Annotated in this window: 29 protein-coding genes and 2 pseudogenes; 8 read left to right on the top strand and 23 right to left on the bottom strand. The window is 66.6% G+C overall.

The annotated features are described in order from the left end of the window. The 10 genes and pseudogenes from A5732_RS22580 to A5732_RS22535 all read right to left on the bottom strand — a co-directional run. Positions 1-561: pseudogene (locus tag A5732_RS22580) on the bottom strand (type VII secretion-associated serine protease); the annotation flags it as partial. Then, the gene (gene eccD, locus A5732_RS22575) at positions 546-2,075 is read right to left on the bottom strand and encodes a type VII secretion integral membrane protein EccD (protein ID WP_076054380.1); all 1,530 of its coding nucleotides are present in this window, start codon (positions 2,073-2,075) and stop codon (positions 546-548) included. The pseudogene A5732_RS22580 and the gene eccD, both read right to left, overlap by 16 nt. Continuing rightward, positions 2,072-3,097, bottom strand: coding sequence for a MinD/ParA family ATP-binding protein (locus A5732_RS22570; protein ID WP_139334722.1), 1,026 nt, complete (start codon positions 3,095-3,097; stop codon positions 2,072-2,074). Before A5732_RS22570 ends, eccD begins: the two co-directional genes overlap by 4 nt. Positions 3,098-3,259: 162 nt before the next feature. After that, positions 3,260-4,090, bottom strand: coding sequence for an ESX secretion-associated protein EspG (locus A5732_RS22565; protein ID WP_065052015.1), 831 nt, complete (start codon positions 4,088-4,090; stop codon positions 3,260-3,262). A 115-nt stretch (positions 4,091-4,205) separates the two neighbouring features. Continuing rightward, positions 4,206-4,493, bottom strand: coding sequence for a WXG100 family type VII secretion target (locus A5732_RS22560; RefSeq protein ID WP_007771836.1), 288 nt, complete (start codon positions 4,491-4,493; stop codon positions 4,206-4,208). A 51-nt stretch (positions 4,494-4,544) separates the two neighbouring features. Then, on the bottom strand, positions 4,545-4,859 hold the full coding sequence (locus A5732_RS22555; protein WP_040630553.1) for a WXG100 family type VII secretion target: 315 nt from the start codon (positions 4,857-4,859) through the stop codon (positions 4,545-4,547). A gap of 97 nt (positions 4,860-4,956) precedes the next feature. Then, the gene (locus tag A5732_RS22550) at positions 4,957-6,138 is read right to left on the bottom strand and encodes a PPE family protein (protein ID WP_076103351.1); all 1,182 of its coding nucleotides are present in this window, start codon (positions 6,136-6,138) and stop codon (positions 4,957-4,959) included. Between the two features lie 30 nt (positions 6,139-6,168). After that, a complete protein-coding gene (locus A5732_RS22545) occupies positions 6,169-6,477 on the bottom strand; it encodes a PE domain-containing protein (RefSeq protein WP_064953596.1) in 309 nt (102 codons plus the stop codon). A gap of 248 nt (positions 6,478-6,725) precedes the next feature. Further along, positions 6,726-7,124: a VOC family protein gene (locus A5732_RS22540; RefSeq protein ID WP_076054383.1), complete on the bottom strand. Its 399-nt coding sequence runs from the start codon at positions 7,122-7,124 to the stop codon at positions 6,726-6,728. Positions 7,125-7,188: 64 nt separating this feature from the next. After that, positions 7,189-8,517, bottom strand: a complete 1,329-nt coding sequence (locus A5732_RS22535; RefSeq protein ID WP_076054385.1) for a sensor histidine kinase — start codon at positions 8,515-8,517, stop codon at positions 7,189-7,191. Between the two features lie 214 nt (positions 8,518-8,731). Here A5732_RS22535 and A5732_RS22530 point away from each other — a divergent pair, with 214 nt between their 5' ends. The 4 genes from A5732_RS22530 to A5732_RS22515 all read left to right on the top strand — a co-directional run bounded on the left by A5732_RS22530 (position 8,732) and on the right by A5732_RS22515 (position 12,301). Further along, complete coding sequence (locus A5732_RS22530) at positions 8,732-9,334, top strand: TetR/AcrR family transcriptional regulator (RefSeq protein WP_064953593.1); 603 nt, start codon at positions 8,732-8,734, stop codon at positions 9,332-9,334. 26 nt (positions 9,335-9,360) lie between these two features. After that, on the top strand, positions 9,361-10,572 hold the full coding sequence (locus A5732_RS22525; RefSeq protein WP_076103350.1) for an acyl-CoA dehydrogenase family protein: 1,212 nt from the start codon (positions 9,361-9,363) through the stop codon (positions 10,570-10,572). Between the two features lie 61 nt (positions 10,573-10,633). Beyond that, positions 10,634-11,053, top strand: a complete 420-nt coding sequence (locus A5732_RS22520; RefSeq protein ID WP_076103349.1) for a DUF6636 domain-containing protein — start codon at positions 10,634-10,636, stop codon at positions 11,051-11,053. Positions 11,054-11,083: 30 nt separating this feature from the next. Then, positions 11,084-12,301, top strand: coding sequence for a GNAT family N-acetyltransferase (locus A5732_RS22515; protein WP_076103348.1), 1,218 nt, complete (start codon positions 11,084-11,086; stop codon positions 12,299-12,301). A 3-nt stretch (positions 12,302-12,304) separates the two neighbouring features. On the opposite strand, the gene A5732_RS22510 is transcribed toward A5732_RS22515, so the two are convergent. After that, positions 12,305-13,267: an alpha/beta fold hydrolase gene (locus tag A5732_RS22510; protein WP_081389571.1), complete on the bottom strand. Its 963-nt coding sequence runs from the start codon at positions 13,265-13,267 to the stop codon at positions 12,305-12,307. 50 nt (positions 13,268-13,317) lie between these two features. Between A5732_RS22510 and A5732_RS22505 the strand changes: the two genes are divergently transcribed. Continuing rightward, positions 13,318-14,001, top strand: a complete 684-nt coding sequence (locus A5732_RS22505) for a DUF998 domain-containing protein (RefSeq protein WP_170880086.1) — start codon at positions 13,318-13,320, stop codon at positions 13,999-14,001. Here A5732_RS22505 and A5732_RS22500 read toward each other — a convergent pair. The 9 genes from A5732_RS22500 to A5732_RS22460 form a co-directional block, all read right to left on the bottom strand. Continuing rightward, the gene (locus A5732_RS22500; RefSeq protein ID WP_076103367.1) at positions 13,946-14,647 is read right to left on the bottom strand and encodes an ABC transporter permease; all 702 of its coding nucleotides are present in this window, start codon (positions 14,645-14,647) and stop codon (positions 13,946-13,948) included. The two genes, A5732_RS22505 and A5732_RS22500, sit on opposite strands and share 56 nt — an antisense overlap. Before the next feature lie 71 nt (positions 14,648-14,718). Then, complete coding sequence (locus A5732_RS22495; protein WP_436971836.1) at positions 14,719-15,663, bottom strand: aliphatic sulfonate ABC transporter substrate-binding protein; 945 nt, start codon at positions 15,661-15,663, stop codon at positions 14,719-14,721. A gap of 20 nt (positions 15,664-15,683) precedes the next feature. Beyond that, a complete protein-coding gene (locus A5732_RS22490; protein ID WP_171975078.1) occupies positions 15,684-16,463 on the bottom strand; it encodes an ABC transporter ATP-binding protein in 780 nt (259 codons plus the stop codon). Between the two features lie 95 nt (positions 16,464-16,558). Continuing rightward, entirely contained in the window at positions 16,559-17,674 is a 1,116-nt protein-coding gene (locus tag A5732_RS22485) for an ABC transporter substrate-binding protein (protein WP_076103345.1), read from the bottom strand. Positions 17,675-17,690: 16 nt separating this feature from the next. Next, entirely contained in the window at positions 17,691-18,479 is a 789-nt protein-coding gene (locus A5732_RS22480) for an ABC transporter ATP-binding protein (protein ID WP_249266799.1), read from the bottom strand. Then, a complete protein-coding gene (locus A5732_RS22475) occupies positions 18,476-19,240 on the bottom strand; it encodes an ABC transporter permease (RefSeq protein WP_253189106.1) in 765 nt (254 codons plus the stop codon). Before A5732_RS22475 ends, A5732_RS22480 begins: the two co-directional genes overlap by 4 nt. 56 nt (positions 19,241-19,296) lie before the next feature. Further along, complete coding sequence (locus tag A5732_RS22470; protein WP_076103343.1) at positions 19,297-20,124, bottom strand: ABC transporter ATP-binding protein; 828 nt, start codon at positions 20,122-20,124, stop codon at positions 19,297-19,299. Then, positions 20,121-20,990: an ABC transporter permease gene (locus A5732_RS22465; RefSeq protein WP_076103342.1), complete on the bottom strand. Its 870-nt coding sequence runs from the start codon at positions 20,988-20,990 to the stop codon at positions 20,121-20,123. Before A5732_RS22465 ends, A5732_RS22470 begins: the two co-directional genes overlap by 4 nt. A 241-nt stretch (positions 20,991-21,231) precedes the next feature. Further along, positions 21,232-21,513: a hypothetical protein gene (locus tag A5732_RS22460; protein ID WP_076054407.1), complete on the bottom strand. Its 282-nt coding sequence runs from the start codon at positions 21,511-21,513 to the stop codon at positions 21,232-21,234. A 243-nt stretch (positions 21,514-21,756) separates the two neighbouring features. On the opposite strand from A5732_RS22460, the gene A5732_RS22455 reads away from it, so the two are divergent. After that, complete coding sequence (locus tag A5732_RS22455) at positions 21,757-22,965, top strand: MFS transporter (RefSeq protein ID WP_076103341.1); 1,209 nt, start codon at positions 21,757-21,759, stop codon at positions 22,963-22,965. 23 nt (positions 22,966-22,988) lie between these two features. On the opposite strand, the gene A5732_RS22450 is transcribed toward A5732_RS22455, so the two are convergent. Continuing rightward, the gene (locus A5732_RS22450; protein ID WP_076103366.1) at positions 22,989-24,026 is read right to left on the bottom strand and encodes an LLM class F420-dependent oxidoreductase; all 1,038 of its coding nucleotides are present in this window, start codon (positions 24,024-24,026) and stop codon (positions 22,989-22,991) included. An 11-nt stretch (positions 24,027-24,037) separates the two neighbouring features. Beyond that, entirely contained in the window at positions 24,038-24,460 is a 423-nt protein-coding gene (locus A5732_RS22445) for a nuclear transport factor 2 family protein (RefSeq protein WP_076054411.1), read from the bottom strand. Between the two features lie 121 nt (positions 24,461-24,581). Here A5732_RS22445 and A5732_RS22440 point away from each other — a divergent pair, with 121 nt between their 5' ends. After that, a complete protein-coding gene (locus A5732_RS22440; protein ID WP_076103340.1) occupies positions 24,582-25,187 on the top strand; it encodes a PadR family transcriptional regulator in 606 nt (201 codons plus the stop codon). 13 nt (positions 25,188-25,200) lie between these two features. Here A5732_RS22440 and A5732_RS22435 read toward each other — a convergent pair whose 3' ends face one another. Next, the gene (locus A5732_RS22435; RefSeq protein ID WP_076103339.1) at positions 25,201-26,091 is read right to left on the bottom strand and encodes an SAM-dependent methyltransferase; all 891 of its coding nucleotides are present in this window, start codon (positions 26,089-26,091) and stop codon (positions 25,201-25,203) included. Positions 26,092-26,205: 114 nt separating this feature from the next. Here A5732_RS22435 and A5732_RS22430 point away from each other — a divergent pair. Beyond that, a pseudogene (locus A5732_RS22430) lies at positions 26,206-26,961 on the top strand (haloacid dehalogenase type II). Positions 26,962-26,963 lie beyond the last annotated feature (2 nt).

The raw sequence follows: 26,963 nt of genomic DNA, 5'->3' as shown, positions 1-26,963 counted from the left end.
ACCGCGTGTGTATAAGAGACTGACCGGGGGTGGCACTTCGACCGGCGGGGGCGGCGCCCCGGCGACCGGCGGCGGGCCGGCCGGCGGAGGGAAGGCCGGGGTGGCGGGCATCGGTCGCGGCATCGGCAGAATCCCTTGCGGCGCACCGCCGATGATCGAGCTGACGATCGTGCCGTGGGCGTCGCAATCCGACAGGCCGTCCTCGCCCATGATGTAGTCGCCACCGGGTACCACGGGTAGCCGCGGGTTCGGCGAGACCCCGGTGTCGATCACAGCCACGGGAACGCCGTTGCCGGTGCTGTATTGCCACGCCTTCGTGATGTTCAGCAGGTTGAACCCCGGCGCCATCTGCGCGACATCGGGGTTTCTCACGGTGATCGGGGTCGAGCAGCTGTTGGCGCGGCGCATCGGCTGGTCGGGTCGTGGCGGCCCGTCCGGCGGCACCATTCCCGGATCCACCGTGGGTGGTGTAATGGCAAGCGCGGCAGGGATATCGGCTGATAACGCGACCAGGGCGACGGCGGCGGTCACCGCCGCGGCCCTTTTCAGTGGCGAATCCACGTGAAGAGCCCTCCCAAGGCCGCCGCCGCCGGCAACAGGACGATGAACGCGAGCACTTCCACCCATTCCACGGTCAACCGGATGAATGGCCGAAACCTCATGGCCGGCACCAAAAGTGCCGCGGCCAAGCCCAAGGCGGCGAAGGTCGCCACCGCCACCACGGGCCACATCAGGCCGGTCATAACGTCTTTCGGCGCGGCGACCGCGTACTTGACCACGCCCGCGCACACCGCGGCGGATGCCCCGCACACGAGCGCGATGGCCTGATACTTGGCGGCGAATCCCCGTCCCTGGGTGAGGAAGATGCCGATCACGAGCCCGGCGACCACCAGCGCCAACCACGCCCACTGGCGTCCCGGCGTCAACACGCCCCACACCGCGGCGGGCAGCACCACCGACACCCCGACGCACAGGCCCACCTGGACCGCGTTGACCAGACGCGCCGAGGCGGCGATCGCGGCGCCGCGGGCGGTGATATCGGTCAATTCGTTGTCCTCGTCCTCGGATTCGTCCTCACTGACCGGAGACACGGTGTCGACGGGCATTCCCTCGCGCCGCGCGAACAGATCACGACCGGTGATCGATCCGAAATGCGGCGGCCTGACCCGCGCCACCCACAATGCGATCAGGGGGGCCATCCGGACCAGGACCAGCAATCCGACCAACACGCAGACCGCCAGCACCTGGGCCGAGGCCGGCCGGAACATGCGGACGGCGGCGATGGCGGCCAGGATGCCGCAGACGGTCACCACCGCGGTCACCACCGCCGTCTGCCAACGGTTTCGCGCGGTCACCCCGATGGCGATGGCGCCCAGGATCACCACCACGGCGCCGATGAGCCCATGGGCCGCACCCAGCACACCCGGGGGCGCGCAGGCACCGGCGGCAGCGAGCGACAACACCGCCAGCCAGGCGAACCCGCTGAACAGGTCGCGCCGCTCCCGCCACCCGCTCCGCACCACCAGCGTGGCGACGAGCAGCAGGGCACCGACGGCGCCCGACACCGCGGCGGGGATGGGGCCGTCGGTAAAAGTCCGCGCCCGCAGGGTCAGGGCCACCACAACCCCGACGGCCATCGCGATCACCGCGACCGCGGTGTGCGCGGCCGTCAACGGTGTCACCGGCGCAAACATCCGATCGCCACCGTCGCGGCCCAGCCACTTGCCCATGGCCGCCAACCCCGTTGACAGCGATTCGTATTGCGGTTCGAACGACTCGCCGTCGACCCGGGGAACCAGCACCAGGGTGTCGCCGTCCTGGACACCCAGCTCGTCGAGGCTTTTATTGATATCGAGCCGAACGCCGTTGATCTTGTGGAGTTCGTAGCTGCCGGCGGGCAATGCGATGCCGTCAAAGCCTTTGCGCTTCAAATCGGCGTCGAACAGCTCGACCATTCCCTCGAAGAATCCCTCCATCGGAATTCCGGCGGGGAATACCTGCGAACACAGGTGCTTCTCGTAAGAAATGTTGACCGCACAACGCGCCGGGAAGGCGACCTTATGCGGCGCTGTCACGGCACCGACCGCTCGGCGTCAGGAATGTATTTGTCCGCCAATCCGGCGGTGATTTCGAAGAGGCGCAATCGCGATTTCTTATTCAGCTCGTGAACGGTATCGATGATGCCGCCTTTGGCGAGGTGGGGATCAAACGGCAGTACTTCGACCGTCGCCCCCACCTTGGTGAACCGCTCGGTGAGGTAAGCCAACGCGTCCTTGTCGGTGATCTGGTCGGTGTGGTTGACGATCACGGTGCTGCGCGAGACTAATTCGTGGTAACCCTGCGACCGCAGGTAATCCACCGCCCGCAGCACCGGACGCGACCGGTCCGCGGTGATGCCGGAGACGAACACGAGGGTGTCGGTGTTCTCCAGCACCGGCTTCATCACTTCGTGTTCGAGGTCCGGGGAGGTGTCGACGATCATCACGGTGTGGGTGCGCCGCAGCCGCGACAGCACCCCGGAAAACATTGCGGGCACCAGCGGCCTGGGCTGGTCGGAGGTCCGGTTTCCGGCCAGGACGTCGAGACCAATGACGTTCTGGCCCAGATGTTCTCGGATATCCGCGTAGCCCTGGACATCGGTGTCGTTGATGATGGCGGTGTAGTCCCCGGGCGGGGATTCGTCGATCCGGTCGGCCAGAGTTCCGAAGCCCGGGACCGCGTCGATCGCAATCACGTTCTGCGGGCGGCATTCCCGGAACACTCCGCCGAGGCAGGCGACGAGCGTCGTGACGCCCACGCCGCCCTTGCCGGAGACGACCGTGATGACGTACTGCCGTCGAATATGCCGACGGATGCGGTTCTGTAAATCCCGGTAATGCCGCTCACGGGGCGACTCACCGGGATTTATTTTGTGAAACGAGATGGAGTAAATGAATTTCCGCCATCCCGACCCCGGTGGAATTTTTCGCGGCGCGGCCAGATCGGTAATACGCATCGTGTCGGATACCGAATCCGGAAAGTTGCTGCCCCCTGACGGATCCCCCCGTCTGAGCGCTCCTTCGTCCGACATATTCGGGTCATTCCAAGGGCTCGTCACGACGAGATGCTAACACGGCTGGCGATACCGCGTTTACCCGTTCAGAAACCTTTCAAGTACGACAGGCGTTGCTATTCCAAGACTTTGGTTATCTAAGTTAGTTTCATCGGTTCGCATCCGGAGCACCATGCGCGTTTGGCATCCGATAGCGGACCGGACACCTCACACCACTCGCCGATACGAGTGCCACTCGTCGCCGGCGGGCAGCCGGCGGATGAGCCGCTGAATCGCTCCGCCGATGTCCGTGCGCGAGCCAGGCGAGAGAATCTGGTACTGGCGCTGTCCCGAGGTGACGCTCTCGATGCAGATCCGGCCCGCGGGGGTGTCCACGATGGACACCGTCGAATCGCCGACGGCGATCCGCGCCAATTCGTCCGGGCCGACACCGGCCTGCAGCCCCACGATGTTCGCCTGCGCGGACCGCGCGGGATCGGCGGCGGTCAGGACCATCTGCAGCTGGTCGGCGTCGAGGCGCTGCTCGAGCAGGAACGAGCGCAGGCTGGCGGTGTCGCGCACCGAGTTCAGCAATTGCTCGGTGTCGAGGGTGACCGGCTTCAGCGGCGCCGCCTCGGCCACGCCGCACAGCCGCTCGATCTGACCGACCAGGAGGTCGCTGGCCGACGCTTCGTTGCCGGCCGTGCCCGCGGGATACAACCGCACCATGTCGCCGTGGCGTTCCAAGACCACCCACCACGTCGCGAAACGGCAAATCGATGCGCGCGTCGGCTCGCGGCCCGGCACCCCGATCATCACCAGCAGCCCCAGGTCTCGCCGCAACAGGACCGTCAGCCACTCACGGATCATCGGGTCGACGTTGCCGGCCTCGTCGAGGGCACCGGCGGCCACCAACTCGGCGGCCGCGGGGTGGCTCCTCGCGCGCTCCGGGGTGTCCAGACGCGGCAACATCGGCCGCAGCCCCAGCTCAGGGCAGGTCTGCTCCACCCCGGTGATCGCCTGCAACACCCATAAGCCATCGACCGTCGTTGTCAGCATGTCGCTTCGACCTCACTCGGTGAGCCCCTCGGCCGGTGGATGAGAGACCAAAGGTGGGGCACACACGCACGGCGCATCTGCCCCACCCTTGCTGGTCTTGGTGTGGTTGAGCGACTCAGAACAGACCGGCGATGTGCTGGTCCGTGCTGAGCGCGTTGTCCAGCACGTGGGACGTGGTCACCCCGTGCTGACGGATGGTGTCGATGAGACCCTGCAACCCGGACAGCATCTGCGCCTGCGCCTCGAAAAAGCCCGATGCGCCGTGGCCGGCGAAGAATTCCTGCAGGGCGTGCGTGCGGTTGGAGGTGTCGTCGAAAATCGACTGCAACTGGCCGGCGCGGGAGGCGACATCGGTGGCGAAGTCGGCTACGGCCCCCGGGTTATAAGTGATCGGGTCGGACATTGTGAAGTTCCTTTCAAAAGACCATTAATGGAATTGCGAGTGAGTGGGTGGTTAGGAGCCGTGGCCGCCGAATAGCGCGCTGAATGCGTGCGAAGAATCCGCCTCGTGGCCTTCCATCAGTGCCGCCGCCTTCGTAAGGCCCTCGGCAAGCCGTGTGCCGCCGGTCAAGACTTTGTTCAAGTCGTTTTGAACCTCGATCGCCGTCGCGTGCGAAGCGGTCACAGCTGAACCAGACCAGGTGGACGGATTCATCACGTTTTCCTGATTCGCGACGTATCCCTGGCCAATTCCGATCGCGTGCTCCATATTCGCCTGGATAGCGTTGGAAGCGTCGCGAAGCATTTGCGGTGTTACTTTGATTGTCACGGAATTCTCCTTCTCCGGTGGGCCGCCCCCCGTGAGGGCATGAAGCGAAGTGTATGGCGGCTATTTGGACCTGTCGATTCACCTTTCACCAGTGGCTTCACACTCGAGCGTCGACGACCCGCACGGTCGCGGGTTGGTCGGCCTTGTCACGGGAGCCGCGGTCGCCTCCCGCCCCGTGCCCCACGGGCATACCGCCCATCGGGGCACCACCCATCGTCGTGGTCTGCGGTCGCATGGCCTCGGCGCCTAATGCCCCGGCCGGCCGCAGCCCCACCGGCCGGCCACTGGTGGCGGGCTCGAAGGCGCTGACCGGGCGGGTGAAACTGGTTGCGGGCATGCCCGCGCCGCCCAGCGATGCGCCGCCGCTCGCCCCGGCCTCCGCTGCGGAAAGCCCGGTGGTGGCCGAGACCGCCGAGACGGCCGGCGTCGCCCCGCCCATGCCCATGGCGCCGGGATTGGCGAACATGCCCATCAGCGGCTGCATCATCTGCATCGGCGCCTGCATCATCTGCATGGGGGCCTGCATCACCTGCGGGACCGCCCCCATCAGTTGCTGGGCGGGTTGCATCAGCGTGCCGGCCTGACTCATGAAGTCCTGCCCACCCGAGGCGGCCTGGCCGGCCCCCTGGGTCCCCGTCTGCGCGCCCTGGAAGGCGGCGCGCATGCCGTCGCCGGCCCCTTGCTCCGCCGCCGACTCGCCAACCGCCGCCGCCGCCTGCGCGGGCGCGGCCGGCGACGCACCCATGGACGCGATCGGCGGCGGAATGGTCAGGCTTTGCGACAGGGCCGTCAGGATCGTTCCGTAGCTGGCCCCGACCGCGGAGTTGTTCGGCCACATCGACCCGAAGTATTCAAGCTCCAGCGACGTGATGCGTGGCGTCAGTGCGCCGAGGACCAGCGGGTTGATGCCGTAGTCGGCGGCGGTCTCGGTGCGGTTCCCGATGCACTCGGGCGCGGGACGCATTGAGCCGTAGGCCATTTGATACGCGGAGACCGCGGTCGAGACCACCGCCGGCTTGACGTCGACCCAGCCGGCCAGCCCGTGCAGTGACGCGTTCAGCGCGGTCGCGTTCGCCGCCGAGGCCAACGAACCCGAGCCCGTCCAGCTCGCCGACGTCGCGACGGTGTTGATCGTCGAGGCGATGCTGGAGCCGTGATGGGTGGCCGCCAAGGCGGTCCAGGCTGCTTGGTTCGCCAGGTGAGTGATGACGCCGGCCCCCGCCTTGAGCAGCAGATCGTTTTCCTCAGGCGTACGCGCAGCCCACCCCGGATCGGCCATGCGTACTTCCCCCTTTTACGTCGCTGAGCTCTAGGCCCCGATTGCCATCGTCAAGCTGCGCATCAGCTCCGTGACGACGTACGTGCTCGAGGCGATGCTCTGCGTGCCGGCGAACAGGCCGCGCTGGGCGGCGTGCTCGGACACTACGCCCAGATAGCTGCCACCGCAGGCGTTGAGCGCCGCCGCGAACATGGCCGAGTCGGGGTCGCCGCCCATCGGCAGCACCCCCAGCAGCACCGGCGCGGCCGCCGAAGCCGCCGCCTGGGTCTCAGCGCTGATGGCCGACTCCGCACCTGCCGACGCCAGGACCGCCTCCGTCTGAACCGACGTGAATACCATGTTTTCCCTCCGAACGCTCAACCCAAATCCACGTGCTTGGGGCCTTAGTGTAGTGCGGTTTCGTTGATCTTGTATTCACTGCAGTTTTGGCGGGACTTAGGCCCCGGAATTCAGTTAAGGAACATGCTCCCAAGCACGAAAGATCTGGATTCCCAGAACGTGTCGTTGATAAACCTCAGTCGCCACTCAAGACTCGGCAGTCACAAATGCACCTCAGTCACCTTGCGCGCAGCGTCATGACCGTTTATCTAGTCGCGGTCGTGATGGCATACGGCTTCGAGTTTGATACCGAACGGGTCGTACCAAAAGGTGGCGTAATAATGGCCGGGATATTGCGGGAAATGGCGCGGCGGGTAGATGACGGTACCTCCGATCCGGACGACGTGATCGTGCACCGCGCGCACCGACGACCGCCGCCGCACAATGAATGCCAGGTGCTGCAGCCCGGCTTGCTGCGACGAGTACTCATGCGGCACGACCGCCGGATAGAAGAACAAGTAGGTGCCCGGCTTGTTTTCGGCAGGCCGATAGGAGAACTCGTCGTCGGCATGAAAGAACGGCTCAAAGTCGACAAGGGGCATCAGCGCGTCGTAATACCGTTTTGCGGCTGACAAATCGGGCACGTTGATGCCGAGGTGGCCGAGCATGGCTCATTGTCCGATATCGAGCGCGTGGAGCGCACGGCGGCGGGCCGTCGCCGGCGAACCGCAGCTACGCCGGACCACGCCCATCACCGGCCAGCCGCAACAGCAGCCGGGTGCCGCCGAGCGGGCTGGTCTGCAATGCCGCTGTGCCGCCGTGCAATTCGGCCTGCTGGGCGACCAGCGCCAGGCCTAGTCCCGATCCCGACCGCGAGGCCGTCGTACCGCGGGCGAACCGTTCGAAGACGGTGGCGCGTTCGGATTCCGGGACCCCGGTGCCGTCGTCGTCGATCGCGATCTCCACGCCCTCACCGGAGCTGCCGACGGTCAGCAGGATCTTGCCGGCGTTGCCGTGCTTGACGGCGTTGGCGATGGCGTTGTCGATCACCAGCCGCAAACCGGTGGGCAGCCCGATCATCAGCACCGTCGGCGAGGGCACCAGCGACACGTCCACGTCGGGGTAGATGCGCAGCGCGTCGTGAGCGGCGCGATCCAACAGCTCGGTGATGTCGAACGGGACGAAGTCGTCGACGGTGGTCAGCTCGCCCTGGGCCAACCGCTCCAGCGCGGTCAGGGTGGCCTCGATGCGGCGCTGGGTGCGGATGACGTCGCCGATGACCTCGTGGCGCTGCTCGGGCGGCAGGTCCAGGGTGGACAGCACCTCCATGTTGGTGCGCATCGCGGTCAACGGCGTGCGCAGCTCGTGGGAGGCGACCGCGGCGAAGTCGCGAGCCGAGTCGAGCGCGGCCTTGGTGCGCTGCTGCTCCTTGCCGATGCGGGCCAGCATTCCCTCGACCGCTTCGGCGATCTCGACGGCCTCACGCACACCGCGCACCTGGACCTCGTCGGGACTGGACTGCGCATTGATCGCCCGGGCCTGCTGCGCCAACAACAGGAACGGATTGACCATGATCAGCGAGATCACCCAGCCCACCAGGACGGTGCCACCGATCACGCTGGCGCAGATCAGTAGCACCCGCAGGTGCAATTCGTTGATCCGATGCTGGGCTTCGGCCAGCGGTGCGGCCAGCGCTATCGAGGCGGGGCCCGCGGTGAAGGTACGGACCCGGTACTGCACCCCGTTGATGGTCGTGTTCGCATAGCCGTCGGGAAGCTGGGGCAACACGATGCTGCTCGGCACCGACACGGTCACCCCGCCGATGCGCGCGGTGCGCACCAGGTTGCCGTCCGGCGCGGGCCGGTCCGGACTGGTGTGCTCCGCGTTGTTGAGCAAGCTGCTGATGTCGCCCAGGCTGCTGACCGAATCGAGCCGCCGATCGAGCTGGTTGTACTGATCGTTGGTGACGCCCACCCATACCCAGGTGCCCAACAGGACGACCAGGGTCATCACTGATATGGCGGCGACGATGACGATGGTGCGCAGCGACAGCACCCGCATCGGCAGCTGTACACGCGGTAGGACGCGAATGTCAGGCTCCTTCAGACGATCGCCGGTCCTTCCCAACCAACCCTCACAGCAGTACCGGTCCGGCGCGCTCAAGCGCAGTGGCGTTTCGCAAGAATTTAACGCTAGCCGCCGCGCCACCTCCTCCGTCACGTGGCAAAACCGGGCCGATTTTGGCTTGACCAGGGTGAGTGAGTACTCTCTCACCATGCTCGCCTCGGGACGCGACCGGCTGCTGTCCGCGGCCCTGCGGCTCTTCGCCGCCAAGGGCTACGCGGCGACGTCAGTGGCCGACATCCAGCGGGAGTCCGGGCTGGCGCCCGGCTCGGGCGCGCTCTACAAGCACTTCGGCTCCAAGCGCGAGCTACTCGAGGCGGCGGTCGCACACCGGATCGACAGCATCGTGGCCGCGCGCGAGCAGTACGACGCGGGGCAACCCGGCAGCGTTGAGCGGGCGGTGCGCATCGCCGGCCAGCTGATCTGGAGCAACCTCAAACAGAGCGAGGATCTGCTCAAGGTGATGCTGCGCGAACCCGACGAACTCGGCGATCTCGACGAGAAGACGTGGCAGGTGATCACCGACAACGCCTACCAACGCTTCGCCGACGAACTGGCCGCGTCGAACCGGTCCGGCCGCACCAGCATTCCCGATCCCGAAGCGGCCGCGGCCGTCGCGATCGGGTCGCTGTCCTACGCGGCGACGCTGCAAGCACTGACCGGTCGCCTGCCCGGCAACACCGATGAAGAACGGTACTTCGAGGCGTGGGTGAACCAGACGGTCAGCGTCCTCGACCAGTACAGAAACCGTTGATTAGCAACCTATTTCAGGAGCAAGCTGTGACATTTTCACTGCAACTGTCTGACGACGTGATCGAGGTGCGCGACTGGGTGCACAAGTTCGCGGCCGACATCATCCGTCCGGCCGCGGCCGAATGGGACGAACGGGAGGAGACCCCGTGGCCGGTGATCCAGGAGGCCGCAAAGGTCGGCCTGTACTCCCCCGACTTCTTCGCGCAGCAGGCCGCCGAAGAGACCGGGCTGGGGATGCTCACCGCGTTCGAGGAGATGTTCTGGGGTGACGCCGGCATCGCGCTGTCCATCATGGGCACCGGCCTGGCCGCGGCGGCGCTGGCGGGCAACGGGACCCCCGAACAACTGGGCCGCTGGCTGCCCGAAATGTTCGGCACGGCCGACGAACCCAAGCTCGGTGCGTTCTGCTCGTCCGAACCCGACGCGGGCTCCGACGTCGGCGGCATCCGCACCCGGGCGCGCTACGACGAGGCGGCCGGTGAGTGGGTGCTTAACGGCACCAAGACCTGGGCCACCAACGGTGGCATCGCCAACGTGCACATCGTGGTGGCCTCGGTCTATCCCGAGCTCGGTACCCGCGGCCAGGCCAGCTTCGTCATCGGGCCGGACACCAAAGGTCTGGCGCAGGGCCAGAAGTTCAAGAAGCACGGGATCCGCGCCTCGCACACCGCCGAGGTGGTGCTCGACAACGTCCGCCTGCCCGAGGACGCCATCCTCGGCGGCCGGGAGAAATTCGAGGCGCGCATCGCCCGGGTCAAGTCCGGTGCCTCCTCTCGTGGCCAGGCGGCGATGAAGACCTTCGAGCGCACCCGGCCCACGGTCGGCGCCATGGCGGTCGGCGTGGCCCGGGCCGCTTACGAGTACGCCCTCGAATACGCCTGCCAGCGTGAGCAATTCGGCCGCAAGATCGGTGAGTTCCAGGCGGTGGCGTTCAAGCTTGCGGATATGAAGAGCCGCGTCGACGCGGCCCGCCTGCTGGTGTGGCGGGCCGGCTGGATGGCGCGCAACAACCAGAACTTCGACTCGGCCGAGGGTTCGATGGCCAAGCTGGTCGCGAGCGAGGCCGCGGTCTACGTCACCGACGAGGCCATCCAGATCCTGGGCGGCAACGGCTACACCCGCGACTACCCCGTGGAGCGGATGCACCGTGACGCAAAGATCTTCACGATCTTCGAGGGCACCAGTGAGATTCAGCGGTTGGTGATTTCGCGGGCGGTGACCGGCCTGCCCATCCGTTAGCAGGCGTACAAGTCCCCGGCGTCTGATAGCTTCTGCGGCACATCAACCGTTAGGGGCCGACGTGAAGCGTGCGGTGATCGCGGCAGTCGCAGTCGTCTTCGTCGGCTGTTGGGTGGGGGCGCCCCGGGCGATCGCGGACAACCCCGTCTGCACGGCGTCGGTGTGTGCCTTCCTGTCGCCGTCGCGCAACATCAGTTGCGAGGTCGACTACCAGCGGGATTCCGGCATCCCCGACGAGGCCTATTGCCAGACCAACGAGCCGCCCGCGTCCGTGCGCCTGTCCACGACCGGCGCGGTCACGAACTGCACGGGCGTTTCGTGTCTGGGCAACGCGGGAATCGGCACGCCGGTGCTCGCCTACGGCCAGACCGCCGCAGTCGGTCCGTTCAGCTGTGCGTCCAGGGCCGACGGCGTCACCTGCACGGTGCCCTCGGGCCGTGGGTTCACGATTTCCAACGCGGGCATCGCACCCATCGGGTGACGCCGTGCGTGGGCGCGACATGATGGCCGGATGACCACCAAAATCCGGGTTCTCGACACCGAGGACGACCTCGTCGCCGCGGCCAGATTGTTTCGCACCGCGATGGTGGGCCTGCCGCCCATCTCGAACCTGCCGCCCGGCCAGATCACCAAGCTGCTCGACCCCGGCCGCACCATCGGCGCGTTCATCGGCGGAGAACTCGCCGGCACCGCGGACGCCGTGACGAGCACCCTGACCCTTCCCGGCGGAGCCAGGGTGAGCCACGCCGCCGTGACGCATATCGGCGTGCTGCCGTCGTACACCCGAAGGGGCGTCGCCACCGACCTGATCCGGCACCAGCTGCACGACATCGCCGAGCGCGGTGAGGTGGTCGCGTCGTTGCGGGCCTCGGAGGCCACCATCTATGAGCGATACGGCTACGGGGTGGCGAGTTCCTTTCAGAGCGTGGAGGTTACGAGTGCGCAGGCAGCGTTTCGACCGGAGGTCGGCTCAGGCGGTCCGGTGCGGCTGCTCGACGCCGCCGACGTCTGGGAGACCTTGCCCCGCGTCTATGACACCAATCGTCCGTCCCGTCCCGGAACCATCGACCGCCCGCGGACGTGGTGGGAGAGCGCACGGCGGCGCACCGAATCCTCGTCGGGCGCATGGTATGTCGCCGTTCACGGCCAGCCGGGCGCCGAGTCGGGGTTCGCCCGATACCGGCCCGTCGACACCGAGAATTGGTTCGTCAGCGACCAGCGCACCATCGTGGTCGAGGATTTCTTCGCGCCCACCGCCGACGCCTACCTCGGGTTGCTGCGATTCCTGCTCGGCCTGGATCTCGTTCACCGCGTGATGTTTTGGATGCTACCCATCGACGACACGCTGCCCTGGCTCTTCTTTGACCGCCGGGCGGCGAAGGTCACCGCGGTGCACGACGAAACGTGGCTGCGGGTGATCGATGCGCAGCGTGCGCTGGCGGCGCGCTCCTACGTCGGCGGCGGATCGGTGACGATCGCGGTGAATGACCCAGTGCTGCCGAGTAATTCAGCGAGCTTCACGATCACCGGCGACGGCGCCGAACGGACGACCCGCCGCGCCGACGTCCGCGTGGGGATCGAGGGGCTGGGTGCGGCGCTGCTCGGCGGCACGCGCTGGCGCAGCCTCGCCGCGGCCGGGCTGGCCCGGGCTGACGATCCGGTCGCGCTGGACGTGGCCGACGAACTGTTCGGGGTGCCCGAAGCCCCGCACGCCGGGACGTTCTTTTAGCCGTCAGCGGCTCGGCTCCGCCCGTTGCATCGCAAGGCGCACGCCGGCCACCACCAAATCGGGCTGGTGGATCTGGATGAAGTGGTCGCTGCCCGTCGCGATCAGGTGCGGTGTCTGCGGCCGCAGCGCGATCAGATCCGCCGAGGCCTCGCGCCACACCTGCTCCAGCTTGGCGCCCTGCTCGGGTGAGACGGTGCCGGGGATCGCGAACGGTTCGGTCCTGGTCAGGACGACCGTGGGAACGGGTGGGAAAGCCGGGGCCGCGCCGACCTGGGCGACACTCTTCTCGATGTCGATCTCCTCGAACCCGGGCGAGTTTGCGAACTGAGGCAGCGGCTGGTCCAACGCCTGGCGATAGGTCGGCCAGTCCGCGCCCAGCAGGCCAGGTATTTCGACGGGAAAGGCATCGACGAACGCCAGCGCCCGCACCTGGTCGGGATAGGTCTGCGCATACAGCCGGATGAACAGCCCGCCCAGCGAGTGCCCGACCAGGACGTACGGGCCCGGCAGATGGGCGGCGGCGAGTAACGCATGCAGATCCTGGACAACGTCCTGCGCGGTGCGGGGCATCGCGGCTGGCGAACTGCGGTCGGTGATGCTGGGCGGATCGGGATAGCGCAGGGTGCCGGGCCGGTCGTAGGCGCACACGCGGTGGTCGGCGGCCAGGGCCGGCAGCACGGCCGGGCCCGTTGCCGGCGCGGCGGCGTCGGAGTGGCTCCACGGATCCGACGCGTTGTGGTAGCCGGACTCCAAAATGACTGTGGGCCTGCCCTTTCCGTGGCATTCAAGATACAGGTGCCGGCCGTTGCCGATCTCGATCGGACCTGCGAACACACCGCCCGACGATGGCGCACCGCGGTTGTGCGCCGACCCGCCGCATCCCGCGAGCGCAACCAGCAGCGTGGCGGTCAGCAACCATCGACGTACGCCCGCCGCGATTTTCCCGATCTCCCGCACTGCACGCATCGCGCTATTGTGCGGGTAACCCCACCCCACGTGAAAGCATGGCCACCAAAATGAAGCAACACAATCTGGCCGGCGCGCGCGGAGCAGCCGTCTGGGCGGTGGCGGCCATGGGTTTTTTGGTCCTGGAGGCGCTCGCCGCCGCGGCGTTCGAGCCGGCCTACAGCTATGCACGCAACTACATCAGCGATCTCGGGCTTCCCAGCGGCGCGCTGGTTCAAGGCCATCCGATCTATTCGCCCCGCGCGTACTTGATGCATGCGGCGTTCTTACTGCAGGGTGTCCTGTTCCTGCTCGGGGCGTTGCTGATCGTGGGGGTTCCCGACAACCCTAGGGCCCGAATGTTTTTGGGTACCATCGCGACGAACGCTGTCGGCAACATCGTGGTCGGATCGGTGCACAGCGGCAGGGCGCACATCGTCGGCGCCGTGCTGGCGATCGTCGGGGGCAACGCCGCCATCTTGGTGGGCTCCGTTGTGATCGGGCCGCTTACCGCCTGGCGCGGGTATCGCGGAGTATCCAAAGCGATTGCGGTCCTTGGCCTGTTGTGCTTTGCCATGCTGATGATCAAATCGGCGACGGCGAAGACGTACCTGCTGCCCGACGGCGTATGGGAACGCGGGAGCGTGTACTCGATCACCGGCTGGCAGTTGCTCACCGCCGCTTGTCTGCTGACGCGGTCTACCCGCGCCGCCGCGCGATCCGGATCTCGACAGCGCCCAGGGCCCCGTCGGTGAGCTTGCCCAAGCCGGCCAATAGCACGATGGCCAACAGCATCACGTCGGTGCGGCCGGTGTTTTGACTATCGATGAGCAGGAACCCGAGTCCCTTCGAGGACGCGATCAGCTCGGCCGCGACCACGAAAAGCCACGCGTTCGCCAGGCCCAGCCGCAGCCCGTTCACGAGTTCCGGAGCCGCGGCCGGCAGCATCACCGTCGTCAACAGCGAGGCGCCGTGCCGCCCGTAGGCTCGCCCGACCTCCAGCAGGTGCGGGTCGATGTGGGCAAGCGCCGATGCGGTCGTCGTATAGACGGGGAAGAACGCGCCGATGGCCACCATGAGAATCTTCGGTGTCTCGTCGATGCCAAACCATAAGAGCAACAACGGGACCCACGCCAAGGACGGCACGGTTCGGAAGGCGGCCAGGGTCGGGGCCAGCAGCCTGCGCACCGTGACGGAGAGCCCGACCAGGGAGCCCAGCGTCAGGGCGACGCCGGCGCCGGCCAAGTAACCGACCAACACCCGCGAACCACTGGCCTTGAGGTGAGTCCACAGTTCGCCGTGTCCAAGCAGGCCGCCCAGCGCGGACACCACATCGGCGGGAGGTGGCAGCTGGCTGGGGGCGAAAAACCCGGTAACCGCCGTCGCAAGCTGCCAGATCACCAGCAGCAGCACTGGAACGATCAGCCCGGCGAGCACGAGCGGCAATTTGCCCAGCCGCCCGGTCTTCGGCGTCAGTGTGCTTGCTGAGCGTACTTCGGCTCGAACAGTGTGCTCAGTGCGTTGCGGCCGGCGTCGCCGGATTTGATATCGCCGTCGGCCACGGCCAGCGGCACGACCCTGGTCAGCACCGCGCGCAGCGAATCGTCCGGCACCGGCGAGATGTCCAATGCCGTTCGGCCCAACTCCTCTTGCGCCACGCTCGGCGATACCTTCGCCTGCGAGGCCAGCAACGCCGCCAGCTCGGCCGGGTGCTTCGTTGCCCACTTCCGGGCCTCCTCGTAGGTATTGACCACCGACTGAACGGAGTCCGGATGGACGGTGATGAAGTCCTCGCGTGCGTTCAGGACACCACCGGAGTTGAAATCGGGGTTGCGGTAAATGATGCGGGAGCCTTGTTGCTGGATCGTCTCCGCCATGAACGGGTCCAACCCAGACCACGCGTCGACATCACCGCGCTCCAGCGCGGTTTTGCCGTCGGCATGCTGCAGATTGACGATCTCGATATCAGCGGGCGAAAGCCCCGCTGTCGCAAGTGATTGCAATAGGAAGAAGTAGGGGTCGGTCCCCTTGGTGACCGCGACCTTTTTGCCCTTCAGGTCAGCCACCGAGTTGATGGGTGAGTTCTTGGCGACCACCAGCGCCGTCCACTCCCCCTTGGCGTAGACGTCGACGGTCTTGATCGGCGTGCCGTTCGCCCGCGCCAGCAAGGCAGGGGAACCGCCAGTGGAGCCGAAGTCCAGGGCCTTTGACCGCAGTCCCTCGTTGGCCTTGTTACTGCCCTGCGATAGCACCCAAGTGACGTTGTAGCCCTGCTTTTCGAGCAGGTGCTGATCGCGGATGACCAGGCTCAGCGGGTTGTAGTAGGCGTAATCCAGGTGGATGTCCTTCGCGGTCGCTGTGCCGCTGCTCGAACCGCAGGCAGACGCCGCGGTAACCACCGCGGCGGTCATCGCCATTGTCGCCAGATATCGTCGTTTCACGACGTTTTCGCCTCCTCATCGATCGCAGACGACACGATGGTGCGTCGGGGGACGCCGAGTTCGTCCAACAGCTGATCACGCAGAGCGGTGATACGCGGGTCACCGCGGTCGCGTGGCTTGGGTATCGGGATGTCGAATTGCGCGACGATACGGGCGCCGCCGGTCGCATCGGCGTGCAGGATCAGCACCCGGTCGGCGAGAATCGCCGCCTCGTCCACGTCGTGCGTCACCAGCACCGTCGTGGTGCCGGCCTCTTGCTGCACCGTGTCGATCAGGTCCTGCATGCGCAGGCGGGTCAGCGCATCGAGGGCGGCCAGCGGCTCGTCGAGCAGCAGAACGCTGGGGCGCCGGGCCAACGCCCGGGCCAGGCCCGCGCGTTGCGCCATGCCGCCGGACACCTGCCGCGGATAGTGATCGCGAAATTTGGTCAAGCCGACGACGTCCAGCCAGTGCTGCACTGCCGCATAGCCTTTCGACCGCCCGGTACCCGGTGTCAGGCCGAATTCGACGTTGGCCGATAGCGACCGCCAGGGCAGTAGTCGGGGTTCCTGGAATACCACGGCGCAGCGCGGGTCGATCCCCCGAACGGACTCGCCATCGATCTCGATCCGTCCACCAGTCGGAAGGTCCAGGCCGGCGATCAGTCGCAGCAGCGTCGATTTGCCGCTGCCCGACGATCCGAGCAAGGCAACGACCTCGCCGGGTTCGATCTCGACGTCGACGTCGTGCAGCACGGTGTGCGTTCCGAACGTGCGGTTGACGCCGCGAAGTGACACCCGTGCCGGCGCAGGATTGGTCGTCGTCACCCGGGCAGCCTAGGAACGTCCTGGCCCGGCCGCCAGGTTTGAGTTGATCATGATTCGAATGCGTCCTATTGCGCCCGAACGAATCCCGCGCCTACCGCCGGATTGGCCCCCGCATCGCGCAGCACCGCGGTTGCGGCATCCGGCTGGACCGCTCCGTCGGGCAACGTGGAAACCGGAATCGCCTTGATGCGGTAGAGGAAGTCGGTAGCGGTCTTGATCAGGTCGGCGCTCTCACCGGTGGGTGCGAACGGAAGACGTAACCGAATTCCTCCGGCGCTGCCGCCTTGGTCGACGGGCCACCTGCGGTACAGCGAGTCACGCAGGTCGGCCGCCGAGTAGCCCTCCGTTTGGCTCTGGGCAATGCGCACTATCTCGTCGGCGTTGGCCGGATCGGCGAGGTAGCGCTGTGCGTCGAGCTCCGCTTTGAGCCAGCTCCTGGCGATGTCGGGATGCTTGTCGGTGAACTCCTTGTCCATCACCAGGAAGCCACCGTCGTGCTGATCGTTAAGTGCGCCACTCGCAACGCGTTTGGCCAGGCCGGCGTTGATCAATTTGGACGGTACCGGTTCCCAGACGATGGCGGCATCGATGGTGTGGTTCTGAAAGCTGGAGGTGATCACCTCGATGCTCTGGTTGAGGTAGGCGGCAGGCTTGATGCCCAGGGCACCGAAGGTGGCCTGGGCGATGCGGTCGGTGCAACTGCCCTGCGGAGTCGCGACGGTCTTGCCGTTGAACCAGGCGAGCGCGTCGCGTTGGTTGGCGAAATTCGGTGCGTCCGGCCGCACGAGAAACACGCCGCACTGGTCCTCCGAAAGCCCGAGCGTCGCAACGATTCGCAGGTCTCGGGTGCTTCGCTTGCTCACGCCGACGATGGACGGCATATCACCGACGTAGCCGATCTGTTGCTTGCCGGCCAGCAGCTGGCTCACCACGATCGAGCCCTGCAGGCCGACCTGGAAGTCCACGGTCGAGCCGCTTGGCAGGTATTTCTTCCAGAATTCCTTGCCCCGCATGACCACCCCGGACCATGCCTCGGTGTAGTAGGGCTGGTAGCCGACGGTGAGGTGCACCGCCCCGCCGCTGGAGACGATGTCGTTGCCGCCGATGTGGCCGACAGCGGCGCAGCCGACGGCGGTCAGCACCGTTGTCAGGGCAACAGCGAGGGTGTTTTTCAGTCGCATTCGCGCCTTTCTGTCGTCAGCGGTGCTCGGCTATCGGGGGTCGCAGCAGGTCCATGGCGCGGTGTTTGATGTCTTGCAGGCGGTCGTCATTCAGCAGATCCATCCGCTGCCGGGGACGGGCCCGCTTGATCGCAAACTCCTCGCGTACTCGGGCGGGACGCCCCGTCATTACCAGCAGCCGGTCCGCAAGCAGCAGCGCCTCATCGACATCGGTGGTGATGAACAGGACGGTGCGCCGTTGTTCGGCAAGGAGTTCGGCCGTGTACTCCCGCATCAGCTCGCGGGTCATGGCGTCCAAACCCCGAAACGGCTCGTCGAGTATCAGCACGGCGGGTTCATTGATCAATGCGCGAGCCAGCTCGGCGCGGCGCCGCATGCCGCCGGAAAGCTCTGCGGGATAGCGGTTGCCGAAGTCGGCGAGCCCCACGCGGGCCAGGACGGTGTCCGCCCGCTGCCGCACCACATCCCTGTCCTCGCCGCGCGCGCGCGGCCCGAACATGACGTTTTCGGCGGTCGTCAGCCACGGCATCAGTGCGTTCTCTTGGAACAGCAGCAGTCGCTCGGCCGACGGTCCTCCGGCCTCCTTGCCGTCGACGGCGATGAGTCCGCTGGTCGGGCGGTAATACCCGGCCAGCAGGTAACCGATGGTCGTTTTGCCGCCACCCGACGGTCCGATCATCGCCACGATCTCGCCGGGCGCCACGCTGAACGAGCAATCATCGACGACGTGGACGTCCTCACGGCCCTTGCGGATGTGGAAGGAGACGCGATCGAAAAGGACCGCTCCGGCCCGACTGCCTGTCATGTCGCCACGCGCCGCCACGGCATGAGTCGGTCTCCCAGCGCCCGCACCAGCCCACTCGACAGGTAGCCCGCGATGCCCAAGCTGATCATCGCCACGACGACCCTCGGTAAGTTGTTGCCTTCATAGGCATTCCACACCAGAAAGCCCAAGCCGCCGTCGCCGGACTGCTGGCCGCCGCCCGAAATCAGCTCCGCGGCGACGACGACCTCCCAGGTGATACCCATGCCGACGGCCGCACCCGTCACCAGGGACGGCAGCAGCGCGGGGAGCAGCACCCGCCGGAAGACGTACGAGCGGCTCGCGCCCATCGACCGCGCGGCCAGCACGTGCCTGCGGTCGATTTGTTCGGCTCCACCGACGGCGTTGAGCACGATCGGAAACAGCGCGCCGAGGAAGGTCACGAAGGTGATGGACAGCTCCTGAGTCGGCCAGAAGATGATGGCGATCGGCACCCAGGCCAACGGCGGTATCGGCCTTAGCGATTCGAACACCGGAAACACCACGCGGTTGAACCATGGGCGGGTCGCCATGAGCAGCCCCAACGTCCCGCCCACCAGCAGCGCCACGGCGAAGCCGGCCAACACCCGCTGGAAGGACAGCGACCAGCTGTTCCAATACCCGGGCCTGGCAACGAGTTTCATGAAGTCGACGGCTACCGCCGAGGGCGGGGGAAGCTGCCCCACCAAGGGCACATCGACGCCGGTCCAGCCGCCGATGCGGGTGGCAAGCTCCCAGATGCCGGCGAAGGCGACGACGCCCATCACTCCGCGCCTCAGCGCTGAGGTGTCCGCATAATCTGCGCGCCGCAGGAGCGTTGTCATTGCGCCATCTCCCGCTCACCCGCATCGAACGCACGCCTGGCTTCGTCGCGGACCGCCTCGGAGACCTCAGCGACGAGTTCACGAAAGTCGGGCGCGGTGATCAAGTCGCGGTCACGGGGGCGATCGAGGTCGACGTCGATCGTGACCTTGGCTCTGCCGGGGCGGGTCGTCATGACGGTGACACGGCTGCCCAGATAAACGGCCTCCTCGATCTCGTGGGTGATGAAAAGCACTGTGACCGAGGACTTGTCGTAGATCTGCAGCAGCGCATCATGCATCGCAGATCGCGAGATCGCGTCCATTCCCCGGAACGGCTCATCGAGCAGCAGCACGGTCGGCTCCATGACGAGCGCGCGCAGGATCTCGATGCGGCGTTGGACGCCGCTGGACAGCTCGCCGGGATAGCTGCGCGCTATGTCGCCCAGCCCTACGTCTTGCAGGCGCTCGACCGCGATCTCCGCGGCATCCCGACGGCTCAGGCGCCGCTGCGCCACCAGGCCGAAGCTGACGTTCTCGGCGACGGTGAACCAGGGGAACAACGTGCTGTCCTGGAAGACGACCACCCGGTCCGGGCCTATCGCGGCGGTGGGCCGGGTTGGGCCGCAGAGCAATTGACCGTCGAGCTCGATACGGCCCGAGGTGATGTCGGTGAATCCGGCGACCGCTCCGAGCAGTGTGCTCTTTCCGCACCCCGACGGCCCGACGATGACGTGGAGTTCGCCCTCGGCGATGTCGAGGCTGAAGTTCTCCACCGCTACCACCGGGGCGCCCCTCGTCCGGTACACCTTGCCGACTCCCTTCAGGACGAGGTTTCCCGCGCTCATGATCCGATGCTCCGCGCCCGGTACGCCATCAGCCGGTCACCGAGCAGACGGATCAAAGCGCTGCTGGCGAAGCCGATCACACCGAGCGTGATCATCGCGATCACGATCGTCGGGTACCGGGTGGTCGTGTACGAGGCGTTGATGAGGTAACCGAGGCCGAACTGGCCGGCGATCATCTCGCCCGCGACCAGCGAGAACCACGCGACACCCATACCGATCTGCAGCCCGGTGAAGATGTAGGGCAGCGATCCCGGAATCACCACGCTGCGCAGCACCTCGCGCGGGCCGGCGCCCAGACACCGCGCCGCCCTGATCAGGTTCGGGTCGATGGAATGGACCCCGAGCAACGTGTTCAACGTCACCGCGTAGAACGCAGCCAGGTACGTGAGGAAGATGACCGAGCCCTCCCTGCTGTGAAACATCAGCATTGCCAAGGGAACCCACGCGAGGATCGGGATGGGCCGGATCAATTCGAAGACAGGAAACGCGCATTGACGGAACCGCGACGACCACCCCAGCAGCAGGCCGAGCGGGATCCCCGTGGTCAATGCCGCCGCGAAGGCGAGGGCGACGCGCCGGACGCTTGCCCAGATGTGCTCGTAATAGGAGGCCGTGAAAATGGATGTGCCGTAGGCCGGATTCGGGCTGAGCCATTCCCGGATCACCTCGGTGGGACCGGGCAGGCCACGAAACCTCGGTAAAGCCAGGACGTCGACACTCACATACCAACCGCCGACGAACAGGGCGAAGCCGAGCAAGGCCAGCGGCAACGCGGGCGACAGGATCCGGAGGCGTTTCGGCGGCGGCGCGGCGGCGGTACTGCGCAGGGCTGTCAGGGGAATCGACTCGGTAGAAAGGGCGCTCACGAGCTACCTTTCTAGGAGGACAGAGGCCCCGCGGCGGGAGTCATCAGCGAGTGACTCGATCAGGCCGCAGGGGCATGCTGGGACAAATCGGTGTCATCATTTCCGCACCGCTGTCGCGGTGCAAGAATATGGATCGCCTTGACCCGAAGTGCGTCCTCGCAAAAGCGGTCCGCGACGCATCCAAGACGCAGACAGCCGGCTCCCGAGGCGGGAACCGGCTGCGCGCGGTCGGCAGTCGCCGTCAGCCGTGTGGCGCCTCGGAAATCTTGGTGTCGGGCTTGCCGAGCGTCTGGCAGTAAGTCGTCACCGACAGCCGCGTTGCGGAGATCTCCACATTGGTCGGATCGGAACCGCTCTTGTCTTTGAGCATCTTGCTGACTTCGTCGTTCTGCTTCTTCTCGTCCTGCGCGGTGAAATCTTTGCACTTCGTGTCGCCACCGGTGTTGATGACCTGTGAGGCCGAACACGCGCTGGACAGCAAGACGGAGATCGCGATCGTGGCTGCCGCAATGTACTTCATCATTTGCCTTCCTGGGTGCGAGTAGTGGTATCAGTACACCAAATCGCCTGATTTCAAACCCTGAAGTGACATCCGAACCGGGCCCGCCGTGTTTGCAGGCGCGCGTTGAACGGTGAATTCAGATGACGTCGGGGTGCCTGAGGCGGTGTGATCGCGCCGAGCGGGAATAACTGGCCAGGTGACGTCGCGTTCTACCATCGTCGGTCGGCCGCGCACGCATTTTGGGTTTGGGAGGGGAGGAGATCCGTGACCTCGTCGAATGTGCGCACCGAGAGTGCGCGGTCGACACGGGAGCCGGCGGGGACCCAGGCGCTGTTCGTCAGCGTGTTGGCACTGCTGGTGGCCACGGGGTGGGTCGCCAACCACTTCGTCGGGTTGATGCCGGTGATCAGCGACACCGAGCACCTCAGCACGGCCACGCTCGACGGGATCTTCGGCATTTACGCGCTGGGACTGCTGCCCGGGTTGCTCGCCGGCGGACGCGCGTCGGACGCGCTCGGGCGCCGGTCGGTGGCGTTGGCGGGTTCGTCGGCCGCCCTGTTCGGGACGGCGGTGATGCTGCTGTCCCAGCACACGGGCGCTCTGCTGCTGGGACGCCTGATCGTCGGGATCGGGGTGGGCCTGGCCATCAGCTCGTGCACCGCATGGGCCTCGGATCTGAGAGGCCCCGCGGGCGCCGCCACCGCCGGAGCGGTGCTGACCGCAGGCTTCGCCCTCGGACCCTTCGCCGGGGGGTTCATCGTGTTGGCCGGACGATCCGGCATCCGCGTGTCGTTCGGTGTCGCCGCCGCCATGGTCGTGCTGGCAACGTTGGCCGTCGCCGGCGCGGCCAGGCGCACCGACGTGACCGGGCCGGCGACGCACTACGACAAGGAACGGGCGGCACCGGCGGTGAACGGAGTCAGCCGGGCCCTGAGTTGGGCCATGCCGCTGGCGCCTTGGGTATACGCTTCGGCGACACTGGGATTCGTCACCATCCCCACCCGATTGCACACCGCGCTCGCGGCTCCGATGGCGGCGGGTACGGCCACCCTGATCGTCAACGGTGTCAGCGGTGTCGTTCAAATACTGGCCCGTGCGCTGCGATGGGGCCCGCAGGCCGGGACCGCGGGTGCGGTGCTGGCCGCGCTCGGCTACGCAACCGCCGCGATCGCGCCGCCGACGCTGACCCCGGCGCTGGGCCTGCCGCTGCTGCTTGTCCTCGGCTGCGCGTCGGGGCTGTGCCTGCGCGAAGGACTGATCGACCTGGAGGCCGCCGCGCCGCCGCACCTGCGCGGCGCGCTGACCGGAGCGTTCTACGTCGTCACGTACGTCGGCTTCGCGCTGCCACTGGTCCTGGCCACCGTCGGGTCCGCGGCCTCGGTGGTGATCCTGTCGGTGATGGCGGTACTGGCCTCGGTGGCGGCGGCCGCCAGAGCGGTGCGGTTACGACGGGATAGTCATCGGCAGGACTGATCGGCCCGGTTCAGCGGTGGCGATCAAACCAATTGGCGCAGCGTCTCGATCAGCTTGATCCGCTCAGCCGTCGTGGACGCGATGGGTGCCACGTTGAGGGTGGTCACCCCCGCCTCGCGGAACGCCGCCAGGCGCTCCTTGACGAATTCGCGGGTGCCGATCAGATTGACGTCTCGCACCAGATCGTCGGGCACGACCTTAGCGGCGCCGTCTTTATCACCGGCCAGGTAGAGCTCTTGAATCCGGTCGGCTTGGGGGCCGTAGCCGTATTTCGTGGCCAGGGCGTGGTAGAAATTCTTGCCCTTGGCGCCCATCCCGCCGATGTACAGCGCCAGGTGCGGTTTGACGAATTCCCTTAGTGGCTCGACGTTTTCACCGATGGCGAGCACGGGGCCCGCATAGATGTCGAGCTCACCCAGGCCGGGGTCGCGCTTGGCCCGGCCGGCGGCCAGAGCGTCACCCCATACGTCCTGCGCCTTTTCGGGTAGATAGAAGATCGGCTGCCAGCCCTCCGCGATCTCGGCCGCGAGTTCGACGTTCTTGGGACCCAGCGCTGCCACAAGTATCGGAATACGCTCGCGGACAGGCTGATTGATCAGCTTCAGCGGCTTGCCGAGCCCGGTGCCCTGGTCGGCGGGCAGCGGGATCGTGTAGTGTTTGCCCTGGTGTTGCACGGTCTCGCGCCGCCACACCTGGCGGCAGATGTCGATGACCTCACGGGTCCGGCCGATCGGGGCATCGTAGGGGACACCATGGAAGCCCTCGATGACCTGCGGGCCGGAGGCGCCCAGGCCGAGGGTGAACCGGCCGTCGGAGACGTAGTCCAGGCCGGCCGCGGTCATCGCGGTCAGGGTGGGTGTCCGGGTGTACAGCTGCAGGATGCCCGAGGCCAACCCTACGCGTTCGGTGCTTGCGGCCAGGTAGCCCACGGCGCTCACCGCGTCGAACGAATACGCCTCGGGCACAAAGACAATGTCCAGTCCGGCGCGTTCCAGGTCGGCCACTTCGGCGGCCACGTCCTTGAACCCGCCCGCATAATTGATGCTCAGTCCAATCCGCATGGTCATTACTTCTACGCGGTAGCGGATTGATTGGCCAATTCGAGCGCCTCCCGTTGGATGCGGTCAAACTGGGCACCCATCGCCTCGGACAGCGCCGTCGCGCCCGACAGGGGCCGCACCATCACCATGAAGTCGTCGATGAGACCGTCGTCGTTGAAGTGCAGGAAGTCGCAGCCGGTGATCTTCACCCCCGGCGCCCCGGCTATCCCGGTCTCGAACACGAAGGCGTGATCGCGCCCGCTCGGGTCGTGGATCTCGCGGATGTAGTGGAAGTCCTCGAAGATTCGTAACACGCCGCGCAGGATGGCGGCGGTGATCGGCTTGCCGACGTAGGGCTTGAACGCCACCGGGCTGGTGAAGACCACGGTGTCGGCCAGCATCGCCTGGATGCCCTTCTCGTCGCGATTTTCGACGGCTTTGCGGAACGGGTGCATCTGCGACCTCGCATAGTCAACTAGTTGAGTAGGTGGGATCGACGCTAGGGCGCCCGCCATGGGATGTCCAGAGTGCGATTAATCACTTTGTTGAATAGTCGCACCGTTGTAGCATCGACCGATGTCGCTGCGTGACGCGGTGTTGGCCGCCCTGCTCGAGGGCGAATCGTCCGGATACGACCTGGCCAAAGACTTCGACGCCTCGGTCGCGAATTTCTGGCCGGCCACCCCGCAGCAGCTGTATCGCGAACTCGACCGGCTGGCCGAGCAGGGTCTCATCCAGGCCCGGGTCGTGCAGCAAGAACGCCGGCCCAACAAGCGCATGTTCACCTTGACCGAGGCCGGCCGCGACGCGATCCGGCAGTTCACGGCGAAGCCGCCGAAGCCGTCGGTCATCCGTGATGAATTGCTGGTCAAGGTCCAGGCCGCCGACGCCGGAGACATCGACGCCGTGCGCGAATTCATTCGCGAACGACGGGACTGGGCGAGCGCCAAAGTGCAACGCTACGAACGGTTGCGGACGCGAATGCTGGACGGCCGTAGCGAAGAGGACTACCTTGCCCAGGCCGAACGGGTTGGCCCGTATCTGACGCTGACGCGAGGCATCTCGTTCGAAGAGGAGAACGTTCGATGGGCCGAACGCGCGCTGAGCATCGTCGAAAGTCGCCGGTCGGCCGGTGCCGCGCGCGCCCGGCGCTCCCGGCGCCGGGCCGCTATCCGCCGGTGAGTTCGGGGAATGGTCAGCCTTTGCGGACCGCGGTGAAGAATTTGGTGCGCATCAACCGGTCGAAGACCACGGGCAGCTCCTGGAACGGCCGTCCATACTCGGCGGCCGCCTTGTGGACCAAGTCGACGCCGGTGACCTGCCAACCACGCTGGGCCAGAAAGGCTTTGGTGTCCGTGCGCGGATCGTCGTACCACAGCTCGGCGACCGGCGGCTGGCCGGTGTCTTGGCTGATGGTGGGGACGTTGTCGGCGAATTCCTGCACTTCACCGGGCGCCGGTCCGAGCTCGGCGGCTATGTGGCTACCGACGGCCGACAAGTCGTGCAACTTGTCGAACAGCGCATCCTGCGCTGCCCCAGGCAGATACGGCAGCAAGCCCTCGAGCGCCCATGCCGTCGGTTGGCCGGGGTCGAACCCCGCCGCAATCAACTCGCCCGCCCAGTCGTCGCGTAAGTCGGTGGCGACGGTGACGCGCCGCGTCGACGGCGCGGCACCCTGCCGGTCGAGGACCTGCTGCTTGAATTCGAGCACTCGCGGTTGGTCGACTTCGAAAATCGCATGTCCGGCGGGCCATTCCAGCCGGTACGCCCGAGAATCCAGTCCCGCCGCCAGGATCACCGCCTGGCGCGTTCCGGATCGACCGGCGTCAGCGAAGAACTCATCGAAGAACCGTGTCCGCACCCCCACCCATTGCGCGTTGAACGCCGCGGCGCTACTCATGTCCGCATTGTCAACCGCTGCAATCAGATTCGGTTCACCGGCGGCGGCGACGAAGCCCGCGGCAAATGCATCGTTCGCCAGCGGCGGCCGCAGAGCCGCGTCGAGGGCACGCGCCGCGCAGACGGCCAACGCGGTGAAGCCGACACTCGTCACGATATCCCAGGTGTCGCCGGCACTTCGGGTCACAACGGCCTCCAATCATCGATTGAGCCGCCGAACTTTCGTTCGCACGGCTAACGATATGGTACGCCGTGCGCCGGCCCGGCGCATCGCCGCCCGACCGCGCCGTTAGCCTGAGGAATGGCCGAATACCGCTCGCCCTCGACCGGCCGCGCAGTGCGTGCCGTTCTGTTCGACACCTTCGGGACGGTCGTCGACTGGCGTTCCGGCATCGCGGCATCGGTAGGGGATTTCGCGCACCGCCACCACCTCAGCCTCGACGCCGCCGCGTTTGCGCTGGAGTGGCGCGGCCGCTACCTCCCGTCGATGGCCGAAGTCCGCTCGGGCCGTCGGGGATTCGTGTCGCTCGACGTCCTGCATCGAGAGAACCTGCTCGCATCGTTCGAGAAGTTCGGCGTCGCCGCCGAGTCGCTGCCCGGCGGGGAGGTGGACGACCTGGCCCGATCATGGCGCTGGCTGCCACCGTGGCCGGACAGCGTCGAGGGCATCGAGGCCATGAAGCGGCACGTCATCGTCGGGCCACTGTCCAACGGCAACACCGGCCTGCTGGTCGACATGGCGAAATACGCCGGCCTGCCGTGGGACGTGGTGCTGGGATCCGATGTCAGCAAGGCCTTCAAGCCCGACCCGCGCGCGTACCGGTCGCCCGCGCGGATGCTGGGTCTGCAATCCGGTGAAGTGATGCTGGTGGCGGCACACCCCTCCGACCTCGAGGCCGCCCAGGACAGCGGCTTGGCGACCGGTTACGTCGCGCGGCCAGAGGAATACGGGCCGGGCGGGCCGACGGACCCCGCGCCCCCGGGCGCCTGAGACGTCTCGGGCGCATCGCTGATCGAATTGGCGACCTTGCTATTCGGGGTGGCGGGCCAACGCTGACG

The organism is Mycobacterium colombiense (genome assembly GCF_001953985.1).
GTDB classification, from domain to species: Bacteria; Actinomycetota; Actinomycetes; order Mycobacteriales; family Mycobacteriaceae; genus Mycobacterium; species Mycobacterium colombiense_B.
The sequence above is the reverse complement of the archived record's forward strand: the minus strand, read 5'-3'. Positions and strand labels throughout refer to the sequence as shown.